Origin of the sequence: Variovorax sp. RA8, from assembly GCF_901827175.1 — a bacterium.
Classification (GTDB): Bacteria; Pseudomonadota; Gammaproteobacteria; order Burkholderiales; family Burkholderiaceae_C; genus Variovorax.
In genome coordinates this window covers 3,187,052-3,201,180 of record NZ_LR594662.1, presented here as the reverse complement: position 1 = coordinate 3,201,180, position 14,129 = coordinate 3,187,052, and the positions used below count along the sequence as shown (strand labels likewise).

Sequence of the window (14,129 nt, the reverse complement as noted above, 5' to 3'; positions counted from 1 at the left end):
CATGCAGTCCGCCAGCCTCGCCAGAGCCAAGATCCAGACGCCGCGTTTCCGCAGCGGCCTGATCGAACGCAGCGAGCTCGAACAGCAGCTCGGCGACGCGCTGGCGAGCCGACGGCTGGTGCTTCTCGTAGCGCCGGCGGGCTACGGCAAGACGGCCGCTTTGTCGCGACAGTTGCAGCGGCTTCCCGCGGGCTGTGCGGTCGCCTGGCTGACCGCCGACGAGGACGACGATCTCCAGCGGCTCCTGGCCCACCTGATCGAGGCGCTGGAGCCGCTGGATCCACCATGGCGCCTGGCGCCCGAGGCCTTGCTTGCGCTGGTGGATCAGGGCCGCCTGCGCGAGGCGGCGCCGGCCTTGCTCAACACACTCGAAGCCACGGACACGCCGAACGGCGGCGTGCTCGTGCTGGATGACCTGCATGCCATCGCGGACGCGCGCGTCTTCGAGTTCCTGAATCAGCTGCTGGAGGGCCTGCCGCAGAACTGGACGCTGGTGATTTCCTCGCGCGTGGAGCCGCCGCTGGCGCTCGCGCGGTGGCGCGCACGGCGGGAACTGGCCGAGTTCGACGAAGCCGCGCTGAGCTTCTCGATGAAGGAAGTGCAGGAGCTCTGGCGCCATGCCACGGGCGCCGACGACCCCGAGCAAGCCAGGCACCTGCATGAGCGGACCCAGGGCTGGGCCGCCGGGCTCAGCCTGAGCCTCGAAGCATCGGAGCACTCGGCCATCACGGCGCCGAAAGGCATCCGGCTCAGCAATCGGCACCTGTTCGATTACCTGGCCAGCGAGGTCCTCGAACAGCTACCGGGCGAACTGCAGGCCTTTCTGCTGCGCTGCTCGGTGCTTCCCGAACTCACGGTGCCGCGCTGCAGGCAGATCAGCGGCAACCCGCGCGCGGCCGAACTGCTGGAAGACGTCGGGCGCCGCCGGCTGTTCAGCTCCGTGCTCGATGGCGAGGAACTGACACTGCGCCTGCACGACCTCTTCCGCGATTTCCTGGAGGAGCGATTGCGTCAGGTCTATCCCGAGGAAGTACCGGCACTGCTGCGCCGCGCTGCCCAGGGCGAACCCGATCCGCTGCGCCGCACGCTCACGTACCTGCGCGCGGGCGCATGGGAGGAGTCAGAGCAGAGCCTCGCCGACGCGATGGCGGACATGCTGGCCGACGATCGAAGTGCCCAGATCATTCGCATCATCGAGCAGTTTCCGGCCGACATCCAGGCCCGCTCGCCCTTGCTCGCCTATGCCCGAGGCTTGTGCGCCTGGCCGCGATACCAGTACGCCACGGTACGGTCGAACATGGAGCATGCCGCGGCTGGCTTCGATGCCGCGGGGCGGCACGGCGACGCGCAGCGCGCCCGCGCTGCGCAGGCGATGGCCGAGTTCTTCTGCGGCAACGTGGACGACGCCCTGCGGCTGAGCCAGGCCGTTCGCAAACAGCCCATGGATCTCGAAACCGAGGTGCTGGGCGAACTGCTCGCCTTCTGGCACGAGGCCCAGAATGGCCCGGTCGACGGTCCCGGCCGTCATCTTGCCAAGATGGTCGACCTGCTCACGCGAAGGGGCAGCGCCGAGCTGTGGTTCCGCTGCATGCCCCGCATCAACATGCACATCAGCCGCCCCGGCGTGAGTACGCAGATCCAGCGCCTGGTCGACGGTGCCAGGGAGGCCACGGGCGACAGGAACTGGTCCCTGCAATCCACCGCGGACATGCTGGAAGCGTGGCTGCTTCTTTGGCAAGGCCGGGCCGCCGAAATGGAGGCCGCGCTTCAAAGAATCGAGGAAGACACCCATTGGCTGGGCCAGCCCGCAGGCTTGCGCATTCGTCTGCTCTCGCTGAACGCGATGTACCAGGTCATCTGCGACGACAAGGAGGCGGTGCGTGCGACCTGCGATGCCATCGTCGCGCAGGCAGCATCGCTGAGGCAGTGCGGCGATCTGTCCGTCACATTCCTTGCCATCGCCGTAAGGAACTCCGCCGTCATCGGGGATTGGCCGACCGTGCGCAGGTACCTGCCTGAGCTCCAGGCGGACGCCGGCAAGGAGAACCCCTGCATGCAGATGTTCATCCGCGCTCTCGAGGCGCATCTCGCATTTCAGGAAGGCCGCGTCGCCGAGGCCCGGGCGACGCTTCGCGCATTGGTGACAAGAACGGCCATGCTCGACACCAACTGCCTCGATGCGATGGTCCGGACACGGCTGGCCCTCGCCGAGCTTGCCGATGGCGCGCCGGCGGCCGCCTGGAGGGCGCTGGAGCCCTTGATCGAACGAGTCGAAACCAGCGGCAACGTGGGCCAGGTCCTGGTCATGGGCGCGCAGAGCCTGGGCGAGCTGTCCCTCGCCTCGTGGGATGGCGCCGCACCCGCCGAAGGGCTGGCGGCCTTGCGCCGATGGATCGAGATCGCGCGGCGGTTCAAGGCCGGCGTGCAGAAGGCGCCTGCCTCGGCACCCCAGCAGAACGCAGGCCTCAGCGCGCGGGAACTCCAGGTCCTCGCATTGCTGGCCTACGGCCAGAGCAACAAGTTGATCGCGCGGGCCCTGGACCTGAGCCCGCACACCGTGAAGCGCCACGTCGCGCGCATCCTCGACCGGCTCGACCTGGCCTCGCGCATGCAGGCGGCCGACTGGTACCGCGCACGCTTCCCAAGCTGAAAGAGGACCTGCATGCACGATGGCCTTGCCCGATTGATCGAACTCGCCGCGGCCCGGCCGCTGGCACCGGTCTGCGACCACTTCTACTTCCTGCGCCACGGCCAGACCGCGGGCAATGCACAGCGGATCTTCCAGGCGGTCGACGCGCCGCTGAGCACGCTCGGCCTGCAGCAGGCGGCGCGCGCTGCCGAGCGGCTGGCCGGCGAGCCGATCCGCACCGTGGTCTGCAGCGATGCCCGGCGGGCCTTCGACACGGCCCATGCGGTCGCCGGCGGCCTGGGCATGGCACCTCTGCACTTCGAGGCCCTGCGAGAGCGCAACTTCGGCGCCCTCATCGGGACTTCCTCCGCCGAACTGGACTGGGCCTGCGAACCCGAGGGCGGCGAGACCCTGCCCCAGTTCGTCGCGCGCAAGCGCGCCGCGCTGGAGGCGGCGCTGGCGCACCCGGCGCCGGTGCTGATCGTGGCGCATGGCGGCTCGCTCCACGTGCTGGTGGCGGCGCTTGGCATCCCGCCGGATCGCAGCGTCCTCGGCAACGCGCAGCCCTTGCGCTTCGAGCGAAGCGGTCCTACATGGACGGTGAGGCCGCTCCTGCACCATTCGGATGGTGGGGCCGCGTTGGCCTGAACGGCTCCCGAAGCCGCCCATTACCGCCATGGACTTCAAAGACTACTACCAGGCGCTCGGCGTCGAGCGCACCGCGACGGAAGAGGAAATCCGCAAGGCCTACCGCAAGCTCGCGCGCAAGTACCACCCGGACGTCAGCAAGGAACCTGACGCCGACCGGCGCATGCGCGAGATCAACGAGGCCAACGACGTGCTGCGCGACAAGGAGAAGCGTGCCGCCTACGATGCGCTGGCCGACCAGGTCGCGCAGGGCCGCCGTGCGGGCGCGGGCCCCGGCGAGGGCTTCCAGCCGCCGCCGGGCTGGGACGAGGGCTTCGAGTTCCACCGCGGTCCGGGCCAGGGCCCGGCGGACCATGCGGAGTTCAGCGAGTTCTTTTCCTCGCTCTTCGGCGCGGCCGAGCGCCGCGGCGCCCAGCGCCGCCAATACCGGGCGCGCGGCGAGGACCACCACGCGGCCATCGAGATCGCGCTCGAGGACGCCTTGAAAGGCGCCGAGCGCGAGATCACCCTGCGCTCGCAGGAGCTTGACGAGCAGGGCCGTCCCCAATGGAAGACGCGCACGCTCGCCGTGAAGATCCCGCCCGGCATGCATCCCGGCCAGTACATCCGGCTCGCCGGGCAAGGCATGCCCGGCCATGGCGGCGAGCCGGCCGGCGACCTGTACCTCGAGGTGCGCATCGCGCCGCACAAGCTCTATCGCATCGAGGGCCGCGACCTCTACATGACGCTGCCGGTCACGCCGACCGAGGCCGCGCTTGGCGCGCAGGTGAAGGTGCCCACGCCCGGCGGCGGCGTGGTCGAGGTGACGGTGCCGCCAGGCGCGCGCAACGGCCTCAAGCTGCGGCTCAAGGAACGCGGCCTGCCGGGCCAGCCGCCGGGCAACCTGTACCTGCTGCTGGAGATCGCGCTGCCGCCAGCCCAGACCGAAGTCGCGCGCAAAGCCTACGAACAGTTGGCACAGGCAGCCCCTTTCGATCCACGCCGCCATCTGGGAGTCTGACGCCATGGCCAGCCCATCCTTCGACATCATTCCCCTGGGCAACACCCATCCGCTGCGCGCCGACGAACTCGCGCATGCCTGCGGCGCCGAGATCGCCTGGGTCGTTCAACTCGTCGAGATCGGCATCATCGAGGTGCGCGGCCCGGCCGAACGTCCGGGCGACTGGTGCTTCCACAGCGCCGACCTGCAATGCGCGCTCGATGCGCGCCGGCTGGAGCGCGACTTCGGCGTCGGCCTCGATGCGGCGGCGCTGATCCTGGATCTTCAGCACGAAGTGCGGCGGCTCAAGGCCCTGCTGACTGCGCGGGGGCTCGCCCGGGAGATCTGAAATGCAGGTGGTCTGCGACCAGTGCGGGACCGAGAACCGCGAGAGCGCCAAGTTCTGCAAGGGTTGCGCGGCGAAGCTGCCCTCCTTCGCCGCCACCGGCCCGTCCGCGCTCCAGAGCATGAAGGCGCTGCGGACCCCGCACGCGCCGCCGCCGCCGGGCGCTCCGACGCCAGGGATGCTGCCGATCGAGACGCGCGCCTTCTGGATCCGCTTCGCCGTGTTGTCGGTGGTGATCACCACGGCTTTCGTGAGCTGGTATGCCTATGTGACGCGCAAGGTGCCTAATCCCCCATCCGGGCCGCCCGCTGTTGTTGTCGCCGTGCCGGCGCCCCCGGCGAGCCGGGTGAATGCTGCAAGCCCACCCCTGGCGCCGGCCGACCACGAGAGGCTCCTGCCTCTCGAACCGGTACGCCCCGCGGAGGCGCTGGACCCTGCCGAGAGCCTCGTCGCCCCAGGCCCCACCCAAGGCGAACTGGTGCAGGTGCCGCCGCCGCGCCGCGGCAGGGACGTGAGCACGGTGCGGACGGAGGAGTCCCGCAAGCTCGTCGCGCGCCCGAGTGCTGCCGACCCGAGACCCGGTTGCGCGCATCTCAACTTCATCGCAGCGGCGCGCTGCGAGGCGGCGCAGTGCGCCAAGGCGCAGTACGCCAGGCACCCACATTGCAACGCGGTGCGCGAGCAGACGCAGCGCGACGTGGCGCGGCGCAATCCGCTGCAGCTCGGTTACTAGGGCCTGCCTGCTCTACTCGGCGTGCGCGGCCACGCGGAACAGCGTGTCGATCGCGCTGCGCGCATCCGCCCGCAACGCCTCGACGGCAGCCTCGTCGCCCGACAAGTGGCGCAGCAGGTAATGCTGGAACAGCCCGTCGAACAAGGCGTAGAGCACCGAGGGAGACAGCGCCAGCGGCACCTCCGCCAGTTCCGAGAAGCGCCTCATGACGCGCAGGACCATGTTCTCCAGGCTGTTGTCGATAGCCGCCACGTCGGCGCGGAACGCCTCCAGGAACAGCGCCTGCGCCCGCAGGTCGTACCACAGCCGGTGCATGTGGGCCTCGTCGCGCAGCGTGTCGCCCAGGTCGCGCAGGAAGCCTTCCATCATCTCGTCGTAGCTGGCCGCATTCGCGGTCACGCGGTCGTAGCGGGTGACGCACCGCGCCTTGTACTGGCGCACGCTGCAGACGATCAGGTCGACCTTGTCGCTGAAGTAGTAGTGCAGCACGCCATGCGAGAACTCGGAGTTCTGCGCGATCTCGCGCAGGCTGGTGCGGGCGTAGCCCAGGGTGGCCAGCGTGTGCAACGCGGCCTCGCCGAGCTCGGCGCGCCGCTCGGCGAACTTGTCCACGCGTGTGCGCGGCACACGATCCGCCTGCTTTTCCCGTTGTGAAACCATGGCCGAGAATTGTTGGGACAGTCGTCCAGATCCCAAAAAGAATAGCACGCGGTCCTTGGCGCCAGGCTGACAGGCGATGTCTTCGCCGAGGTCTTTTGACAGTTGCCCAGGACGGGCTCGCTCACACCTTCTTCAGGCCACGAGCGCCACCGACGCACGCGCGCCGACGAGCTCCAGCACCCGCTCGCCGGACACCGTCTCTTGGGCCAGCAGTTCCTCGGTCAGCGCGTCCAGAGCCCGGCGGTGTGCGCGCAGCAGATGCTGGCACTGGAGGTTCAGCGCCTCGAGCAGCTGGTTGGCCTGGCGTACTGCCGCCGAGATCTGCCGGGAGGCATGCTGCGCCGGGAGCGCGCCGATGCTGAAGAGCGTGCCGTCCTGGGCGAAGCCGTAGCGCCCCACCATGTCGAGCGCCAGCCTCGAGGCCTGCTGGAGGTCCTGGCTGGCCCCGCTCGACGCCTCGTCGAAGACGGCGAGCTCGGCGTTGCGCCCGCCGAGCAGCATCTGGATGTGCTTCTCCATGTCGCTCTTGAGCACCAGCGTCTGGTCCTCCTCCTGCGTCACGAGCGTGACCCCCAGCGCGCCGCCGCGCGGCAGGATGGTGACCTTCTCGACCTTGCCGTAGCCCAGCACCGCCGAGACCAGCGCATGCCCGGCCTCGTGCACGGCGATGTAGCGGCGCTCGCACTCGCCCAGCGCGCGCTGCGCGCCGTTGAGCTCGCCGATGCGCGTCGTCTCGATGGCTTCCATCAGGTGGCTCATCGCGACGGCCCGGCGGCCCGCGCGCGCGGCCACGAGCGCCGAGTGATTGACGATGTGCGCGATGGTGGCCGGCGACAGGCCGGTGGTCAGACGGGCAAGCTGCTCATGGTCGATCGCGCCCTCGGTGCGCAGCTTGCCGATGTACAACCCGAAGATCGCGCAGCGGTCGCGCACGTCCGGCAGCTTGACGTGGACGCGGCGGTCGAAGCGGCCTTCGCGCAGCAGCGCCTCGTCGAGATGCTCCTCCAGGTTCGTCGCGCCGACCACGATCACGCCCTCGTTGGCCTCGAACCCGTCCATCTCGACCAACAGCTGGTTGATGATGCGGTTGCTCTCCGATTCGGCCGGCCCGGCACCCGACGAAGTGCGCTTGGAGATGCCGTCGAGCTCGTCGATAAACAGGATGCACGGCGCGTTCTTGCGCGCGGTTTCGAACAGTTTCTTGACCTTTTGCACGCCTACGCCATAGAACTTCGAGGTGAACTCGCTTCCGTTCGTGGCAATGAAGTTTGCGCCGCACTCGCCCGCCAGCGCCTTCGCCAGGAGGGTCTTGCCGACGCCGGGACCGCCGAGCATGAGCACGCCGCACGGCGCCCGCGCCCCGATGGCTCGGTATCGTCCCGGGTCCTTCAGGTAATCGACGATGTCCTGCAGCGCATGCTTGGCCTCGCCGGCACCGATCACATCGTCGAAGCCGACATCCGCAGGTTTCTCGACCAGCTTCGCGGCGCCGCCGATCGAGTCGCGCATGGTGTAGACCACGACCGCGACCAGCAAGAGCGGCAGGAAGATGGCGGCCAGGTCGCGCGCCGTCGTGAGCGCACGGCTGTCCGCGGAAGGTGCACCGACCGTGCTGTCCGGCAGCACGACAAGCTGGAACGGGTGGGCGTCGGTTGCCTGGGCCTGCGAGATGGCCAGCGCGGCAAAAGAGCCGCGGCCGTCGACGACGAAGTAGCGTTCACCGCCGGTGGTGGAGACGAGGAGCGCGTTCGGCGCGAGCCCCACGGCGCCGACACGTCCGGCACGCAGATCGCGCAGCAGCTCGGACCCGTCCTTCTCGACGGCCGTCCACGCCTGCGGCGCACTGCGCATCGCCTGTGCAGGCCCTTCCAACTGGTGGACGGCGGGCGCAGCTCGAAGAAGAAAGAACACCGCTGCGCCGGCAAGTGCGGCAAAGGCAAGGACGAGTGCGAGGCTCAGGCGGGGCTTGGAGCGAAGGAATCGGTGGAAATGCTTCATGGGGACGACAGACGCGAGCGCAACGCCGAATCGTAGGCACTCGCACGCGCGCGAACCCGTCCGCAGGAGGCGGCGCGCAGGTAACAGCGGCCGGACGTGCAATTGTTGGCGCCCCAGTGCGTTGCGATCCTGCATCGCAGCCACGCGCGCACACACGGGCGGCGCCGATCGGCTTGGCTTCAGCCCGCCTTCTGCACCAGCTTGATCACGCTGGAGAAATCCAGCGCCCCATGCCCCGCCAGGCTGTGCGCCGCGTACAGGTTGCGCGCCAGCCCGCCCAGCGGCGTGGCCGCGCGCACGGCGGCTGCGTTCTCCTGCGCCAGGCCGAGGTCCTTGAGCATCAGGTCGGTGCCGAAGCCGCCCGCGTAGCCCTTGGATGCCGGCGCGTTCTCCATGACGCCCGGCAGCGGGTTGTATTTTTCCAGCGCCCAGTTGCCGCCCGAGCTGCGGCGCATGATCTCCGAGAGCACCTTGGGATCCAGCCCGTTGGCGACGCCCAGCGCGATGGCTTCCGACGTGCCGATCATCAGGATGCCGAGCAGCATGTTGTTGCAGATCTTGGCGGTCTGGCCCGCCCCGGCCTCGCCGGCATGGAAGATGTTGGCGCCCATCTTCTCCAGCACCGGACGCGCCCGCTCGAGGTCGGCCGCGGCGCCACCCACCATGAAGGTCAGTGTTCCCGCGATCGCGCCGCCGGTGCCGCCCGAGACCGGCGCATCGAGCACCGCGACGCCGCGCTTCGCCCCGGCCTGCGCCAGCTTGCGCGACGTGGCCGCGGCGATGGTGCTGCTGTCGATCACCAGCGTGCCGGGCGCGATCCGCTCCAGCAGCCCGGGCTGACCCTCGCTGCCGAAATAGAGCGACTCCACATGCTGGCTCGCGGGCAGCATGCTGATCACTACCTCGGCGCCGGCCAGCGTGTCGGCGGCGGAAGGCGCGATGGACACGCCCTCTGCGCCGAGCTTCGTGCAGGCCTCGGCGGAGAGGTCGAAGGCGCTCAGCACGTGGCCGGCCTTGTGCAGGTTGTGGGCCATGGGGGCGCCCATGTTGCCCAGGCCGATGAATGCAATCTTCATTTGTTGTCTCCTGTGAATGCGGGTACCGGACGAGAGGGCGGGGTCCGTCCTAGGTGAGCGCTGCAAGCTCCGGCGGCATCTCGCCGCGCGGCCTCAAGTGGTCCTCGACGAATTCCGGCGTGATGTCCTCGAGCGCGGCCGGATTCCACTTCGGGTTGCGGTCCTTCTCGATCAGGAGCGCACGGATGCCCTCGGCGAAGTCCTTGTGCGCGCAAAAGCCCAGCGAGGCCCAGTATTCGAGGCGGAACACCTCGGCCAGCGACATGCGGGCCACCCGCTGCCACAGTGCGAAGGACACGGCGGCCGAACTGGGCGAGCCCTTGGTGAAGGTCTGCGCGGCCCCCTGCAGCCACGGGTCTTCGGACCGCAGTGCGCGCAGGCGCTTCGCGATGTCGAGCAGGTCGTCACCGGCCATCAGTTCGTTGATGGTGTCGAAATGCTCGCGCACTTTCGACGGCTGGTGCTCCGCACCCTGCCCCGCGTGCGCCAGCAGGCGCGAGAGTGTGGCCCGGTCAGCCAGGGGCTCGCCGTGCCAGTTTGTCGCCGCGATGGCTTCCAGCAATTGCGCCTTGCGGTCCTGGGGCACCACGAGGTCCGCCAGGCCGCAGAAGATCGCATCGGCCGCATTGAGCGGTGCCGCGGTCAAGGCCAGGAACAGGCCCACGCGTCCCGGCATGCGCCGCAGGAACCAGCTGCCGCCCACGTCGGGGTACAGGCCGATGTTGATCTCGGGCATCGCGACGCGGCTCTGCGGCGTCACCACCCGGTGCGAGGCGCCCGCCATCAAGCCCACGCCGCCGCCCATCACGATGCCGTGGCCCCAGCACAGCAGGGGCTTCGGGTAGGTGTGGATCAGGTGGTCGAGCACATACTCCTCGCGGAAGAAGTCCTCCGCATAGGTGTTGCGCGCGGGCCCGCATTCGCGCAGCGTCTGGTAGAGCTGCCGCAGGTCACCGCCGGCGCAGAAGGCCTTTTCGCCCGCGGCCTGCAGCAGCACGCCGGCCACGGACGGGTCCTGCGCCCATTCACGCAGTCTGGGCGTGAGCAGGCGCACCATCGCCACAGAGAGCGAGTTGAGCGAGGCCGGCGCATTGAGCGTAGCGACGCCGAAGCGCGGGCCGCCGGCGGTCTTGATGTCATCGAAGAGAACTACAGGGTCGGTCATGTTTTCAGGTACGGGGATTCGGGTCCGGAGCTCGGCTGTGCGCTTTTCGCATGTCAAGCTCAGCGAATGTCGCTATCGCCCTCCAGCAGCTTGCGCGAGACGATCACGCGCATGATTTCGTTGGTGCCCTCGAGGATCTGGTGCACGCGCGCATCGCGCACCAGCCGCTCCAGCGGGAACTCGCTCAGGTAGCCATAGCCGCCGTGCAGCTGCAGGGCCTCGTTGCAGACGTTGAAGCCGGCGTCGGTGGCGAAGCGCTTGGCCATGGCGCAATAGGTGCTGGCATCGACGTGGCCCGCGTCGAGCTTGCTCGCCGCCAGCCGCACCATCTGCCGCGCGGCCACCAGCTCGGTCGCCATGTCGGCCAGCTTGAACTGCAGGGCCTGGAAACTGGCCAGCGGCTTGCCGAACTGCTGGCGCTCGTGCAGGTAGCGCCGCGAGGCATCGAGCGCGCCCTGCGCCGCGCCGACCGAGCAGGTCGCGATGTTGATGCGCCCGCCGTCGAGGCCCTTCATCGCGATGCGGAAGCCCTCGCCCTCGCTGCCCAGCAGGTTCTCCGCCGGGACGCGCACGTTGTCGAAGCTGATGGTGCGGGTGGGCTGGCTGTTCCAGCCCATCTTGTGTTCCTTCTTGCCGTAGCTGATGCCGGGCGCATCGGCAGGCACCGCCAGTGCCGAGATACCGCCCGCGCCGCCGCCGCCGGTGCGGGCCATCAGCACCAGCACGTCGGTGGCGCCGGCGCCCGAGATGAAGGCCTTGCCGCCGTTGATCACGTACTCGCCTCCCTGCAGCTCGGCCCGGGTCTTGAGCGCGCCGGCATCCGAGCCGGCGCCGGGCTCGGTGAGGCAGTAGGAGGCCAGCTTGCGGCCGCTGGTCAGGTCGGCGCCCCAACGCTCGCACACGGCCGGCGTGCCCCAGGTGCCGAGCATCCACGTGGCCATGTTGTGGATGGTGATGAAGGCGGTGGTCGACGGATCGACCGCCGCCATCTCCTCGAACACCAGCGTGGCATCGAGGCGCGGCAGCGCCAGGCCCTCGATGCGCTCCGGCGCGTACAGGCCGCAGAAGCCCAGCTCGCCGGCCTTGGCGATGGCCTCCTTCGGGAAGATGGCTTCCGCATCCCACTGCGCGGCGTGCGGCGCGAATTCCGCGAGCGCGAACTCGCGCGCGGTCTGGGCGAAGGCGCGCTGCTCCTCGGAAAGTTCGAAGTCCATGCAGCCTAGATTACTTCAGGCTGATGGTGGTGTTCAGCCCATGCGCCGTGGCATCGTCGAACCAGCGCGCCGTGACCGTCTTGGTCTGCGTGTAGAACAGCACCACCTGCTTGCCGTAGGGTCCGAGGTCGCCGAGCTTCGACGCGCGCGAGCCGGTGAAGGAGAACATCGGCACCGGCACCGGGATCGGCACGTTGATGCCGACCTGGCCGACGTCGATGTCTTCCTGGAAGCGCCGCGCCGCAGCGCCCGACTGCGTGAAGATGGCAGTGCCGTTGCCGTTCGGGTTGGCGTTGATCATCTCGATCGCCTCGTCGATGCTCTCGGCGCCCGCCACGCACAGCACGGGCCCGAAGACCTCCTGGTCATAGATCGTCATGCCCGGCTTCACGCCGGAGAAGATGGTCGGGCCGACGAAGTTGCCCTTCTCGTAGCCGGGCACCGTGGGCTTGCGGCCGTCGAGCTCCAGCGTCGCGCCCTCGGCCACGCCGCGCTCGATCAGCCCCGTGACGCGTTCGTAGGCCGCGCACGAGACCAGCGGACCCACGTCCACGCCCTTCTCGGTGCCGGCGCCGATCTTCAGCGACTTCGCCTTCTCGACCAGCTCCGGAATCCACTTGCGCGCATCGCCCACCAGCACCGCGACCGAGACCGCCATGCAGCGCTGCCCCGCCGCACCGAAGCTCGCACCGGCGATGGCGTTGAGCGATTGGTCCTTGTGCGCGTCGGGCATGACGATGGCGTGGTTCTTCGCACCCATCATGCATTGCACGCGCTTGCCTGCCAACGTGGCGCGGTTGTACACGTGGGTGCCGACCTTGGTGGAGCCGACGAAGGAGATCGCCTTGATGTCCTTGTGGTCGCAGATCGCGTTGACCACCGCCTCGCCGCCATGCACGACGTTCAGCACGCCCGGCGGGATGCCGGCTTCCAGCGCTAGCTCGGCGAGGCGCATCGTCACCATCGGGTCCTGCTCCGAGGGCTTGAGCACGAAGGTGTTGCCGGTGACGATGGCCATCGGGAACATCCAAAGCGGGATCATGGCCGGGAAGTTGAAGGGCGTGATGCCCGCGCACACGCCCAGCGGCTGCAGCAGGGTGTAGGTATCGACGCCGCCTGCGACGTTGTTGGCCATCTCGCCCAACTGCAGGTTGCCGATGCCTGCGGCATGCTCGACCACCTCCAGGCCGCGGAACACGTCACCCTCGGCATCGGGCAGGGTCTTGCCCTGCTCGGCCGTAAGGATGGCGGCCAGCTCGCCCATGTGATCGCGGATCAGCTGCTGGTACTTGAGGAAGATGCGCGCGCGGGCGCCGATCGCGGTCTTGCGCCAGGTCTTGAAGGCGTCCTGGGCCGAGGCCACGGCGGCGTCGACCTCGGCCTGCGTCGCGAAGGGCACGCGCGCCAGCACCTCCTGCGTGGCTGGGTTGACGATGTCGCGCCATTCGCTGGTCTTCGACTCGACGAACTTGCCGCCGATGAGCAGCTTGACGGTGGCGACCTGGGTCGCGGGCGTGGTGGTGGCATCCATGGGTGTGTCTCCTGTGTTGGGGCTTCAACGACCGATGCTAGCTTTGCACTTTTGCCATGGCAAGAGACAAATACGCACCGAGGATCTGCATAATCGCAACGCATGGATTGGGACAACCTGCGCTTCTTCCTGGAACTGGCGCGCACCGGCACGCTGGTGAGCGCGGCACGCCGGCTGGCGGTCGATCACACGACGGTGGCGCGGCGCATCCAGGCGCTGGAGAAGGAGATCGGCACCGCCCTCTTCGCCCGCGAGGCCGGCGGCCACCGGCTGACCGAGGCCGGGCGGCGGCTGCAGCCGCAGGTCGAGGCGATGGAAGGGGCCTTCCTCGCCATCGAGAGCGCGACGCCGGCGGCGCGGGAGGGCTTGTCGGGCCTGGTGCGCATCGGTGCCACAGAGGGCTTCGGCACGATGGTGCTCGCGCCGGAGCTCGCGCGATTCGCACAGCAGCATCCCAGGCTGGTGATCGATCTGCTGGCGATGCCGCGGCTGGTGCACCTGTCACGGCGCGAGGCGGATATCGTGATCTCGCTGGAGCGCCCTGCGCGCGGCCCGGTCATGGTGAGCAAGCTGACCGACTACGTGCTGCGCCTCTACGCCTCGGCCGACTACCTGGATGCCCATCCGCGCATCGCATCGCGCGAGGACCTGCGCGGCCACACTTTCATCAGCTACGTGGACGACCTGCTCTTCAGCAAGGAGCTGCAGTACCTCGACGAGCTGTACCGCCCTGACGCCTTCGCGCTGCGCAGCACCAGCATCCTGGCGCAGCACCAGGCGGCGGCGGCCGGCACGGGCATCGCGGTGCTGCCCGCCTTTCTCGCCCACCGCGATCCGCGGCTGCGCACCGTGCTGCCGGGCGAGGCAAACTTCACGCGCACCTTCTGGATATCGATGCCGGCCGAGAGCAAGCACCTGGCGCGGATGCAGGCGGTCTGGGGATTTTTGCGCGAGACGGTGGAGGCGCAGCGGTCGGTCCTGCTGCCGCCGCAGGCGTAACGCTTCACGGCTTGGCCGCCCACCGGCAGCGGCAAGCTCTTTCGCGCCTGGAGCAGGCCGCCACGCAGACCAGGAAGCGCTGGACTCCAGAGAGCCAAGGACACCCCTCCGGACCCGGCCCATTGGCTCGCCGTTGGCTCTCGATTGGCCT

The 14,129-nt window shown here is 69.0% G+C and carries 12 protein-coding genes; 6 read left to right on the top strand and 6 right to left on the bottom strand.

Features of this window, described 5'->3' with window-relative positions; translation table 11 throughout:
• The first annotated feature begins 1 nt into the window (after position 1).
• From E5P3_RS15010 to E5P3_RS14990, 5 genes are read left to right on the top strand one after another with little or no spacing between them, the layout of a single operon-like run.
• Positions 2-2,650 (top strand): LuxR C-terminal-related transcriptional regulator, encoded by a 2,649-nt coding sequence (locus tag E5P3_RS15010; protein WP_162586722.1) that lies wholly within the window; start codon positions 2-4, stop codon positions 2,648-2,650.
• Positions 2,651-2,662: 12 nt separating this feature from the next.
• Complete coding sequence (locus tag E5P3_RS15005; RefSeq protein WP_162586721.1) at positions 2,663-3,277, top strand: histidine phosphatase family protein; 615 nt, start codon at positions 2,663-2,665, stop codon at positions 3,275-3,277.
• Positions 3,278-3,305: 28 nt separating this feature from the next.
• Positions 3,306-4,277, top strand: coding sequence for a DnaJ C-terminal domain-containing protein (locus tag E5P3_RS15000; protein WP_162586720.1), 972 nt, complete (start codon positions 3,306-3,308; stop codon positions 4,275-4,277).
• A 4-nt stretch (positions 4,278-4,281) separates the two neighbouring features.
• Entirely contained in the window at positions 4,282-4,605 is a 324-nt protein-coding gene (locus E5P3_RS14995; RefSeq protein WP_162586719.1) for a chaperone modulator CbpM, read from the top strand.
• A 1-nt stretch (position 4,606) separates the two neighbouring features.
• Entirely contained in the window at positions 4,607-5,335 is a 729-nt protein-coding gene (locus E5P3_RS14990; RefSeq protein WP_162586718.1) for a zinc ribbon domain-containing protein, read from the top strand.
• Between the two features lie 12 nt (positions 5,336-5,347).
• Here the strand turns inward: E5P3_RS14990 and E5P3_RS14985 are convergent, their stop codons facing one another.
• From E5P3_RS14985 to E5P3_RS14960, 6 genes are all read right to left on the bottom strand, one after another.
• Positions 5,348-5,995: a TetR/AcrR family transcriptional regulator gene (locus tag E5P3_RS14985; RefSeq protein ID WP_162586717.1), complete on the bottom strand. Its 648-nt coding sequence runs from the start codon at positions 5,993-5,995 to the stop codon at positions 5,348-5,350.
• A 132-nt stretch (positions 5,996-6,127) separates the two neighbouring features.
• Entirely contained in the window at positions 6,128-7,993 is a 1,866-nt protein-coding gene (locus tag E5P3_RS14980; RefSeq protein ID WP_162586716.1) for an AAA family ATPase, read from the bottom strand.
• Positions 7,994-8,172: 179 nt separating this feature from the next.
• On the bottom strand, positions 8,173-9,069 hold the full coding sequence (gene mmsB, locus E5P3_RS14975) for a 3-hydroxyisobutyrate dehydrogenase (RefSeq protein ID WP_162586715.1): 897 nt from the start codon (positions 9,067-9,069) through the stop codon (positions 8,173-8,175).
• Between the two features lie 49 nt (positions 9,070-9,118).
• Positions 9,119-10,234, bottom strand: a complete 1,116-nt coding sequence (locus E5P3_RS14970; protein ID WP_162586714.1) for an enoyl-CoA hydratase/isomerase family protein — start codon at positions 10,232-10,234, stop codon at positions 9,119-9,121.
• Positions 10,235-10,293: 59 nt separating this feature from the next.
• Positions 10,294-11,448, bottom strand: coding sequence for an acyl-CoA dehydrogenase family protein (locus tag E5P3_RS14965; RefSeq protein ID WP_162586713.1), 1,155 nt, complete (start codon positions 11,446-11,448; stop codon positions 10,294-10,296).
• A 10-nt stretch (positions 11,449-11,458) separates the two neighbouring features.
• Complete coding sequence (locus E5P3_RS14960; protein ID WP_162586712.1) at positions 11,459-12,979, bottom strand: CoA-acylating methylmalonate-semialdehyde dehydrogenase; 1,521 nt, start codon at positions 12,977-12,979, stop codon at positions 11,459-11,461.
• A 102-nt stretch (positions 12,980-13,081) separates the two neighbouring features.
• Here E5P3_RS14960 and E5P3_RS14955 point away from each other — a divergent pair, with 102 nt between their 5' ends.
• The gene (locus tag E5P3_RS14955) at positions 13,082-13,978 is read left to right on the top strand and encodes a LysR family transcriptional regulator (RefSeq protein WP_162586711.1); all 897 of its coding nucleotides are present in this window, start codon (positions 13,082-13,084) and stop codon (positions 13,976-13,978) included.
• Positions 13,979-14,129: the final 151 nt, after the last annotated feature.

Coding starts and splice junctions, on each gene's coding strand:
- E5P3_RS14980 (WP_162586716.1), bottom strand. CDS start 7,993: ATGAAGCATTTCCACCGATTCCTTCGCTCCAAGCCCCGCCTGAGCCTC.
- E5P3_RS14960 (WP_162586712.1), bottom strand. CDS start 12,979: ATGGATGCCACCACCACGCCCGCGACCCAGGTCGCCACCGTCAAGCTG.
- E5P3_RS14965 (WP_162586713.1), bottom strand. CDS start 11,448: ATGGACTTCGAACTTTCCGAGGAGCAGCGCGCCTTCGCCCAGACCGCG.
- E5P3_RS14990 (WP_162586718.1), top strand. CDS start 4,607: ATGCAGGTGGTCTGCGACCAGTGCGGGACCGAGAACCGCGAGAGCGCC.
- E5P3_RS14985 (WP_162586717.1), bottom strand. CDS start 5,995: ATGGTTTCACAACGGGAAAAGCAGGCGGATCGTGTGCCGCGCACACGC.
- mmsB (WP_162586715.1), bottom strand. CDS start 9,069: ATGAAGATTGCATTCATCGGCCTGGGCAACATGGGCGCCCCCATGGCC.
- E5P3_RS15010 (WP_162586722.1), top strand. CDS start 2: ATGCAGTCCGCCAGCCTCGCCAGAGCCAAGATCCAGACGCCGCGTTTC.
- E5P3_RS15000 (WP_162586720.1), top strand. CDS start 3,306: ATGGACTTCAAAGACTACTACCAGGCGCTCGGCGTCGAGCGCACCGCG.
- E5P3_RS14995 (WP_162586719.1), top strand. CDS start 4,282: ATGGCCAGCCCATCCTTCGACATCATTCCCCTGGGCAACACCCATCCG.
- E5P3_RS14970 (WP_162586714.1), bottom strand. CDS start 10,234: ATGACCGACCCTGTAGTTCTCTTCGATGACATCAAGACCGCCGGCGGC.
- E5P3_RS15005 (WP_162586721.1), top strand. CDS start 2,663: ATGCACGATGGCCTTGCCCGATTGATCGAACTCGCCGCGGCCCGGCCG.
- E5P3_RS14955 (WP_162586711.1), top strand. CDS start 13,082: ATGGATTGGGACAACCTGCGCTTCTTCCTGGAACTGGCGCGCACCGGC.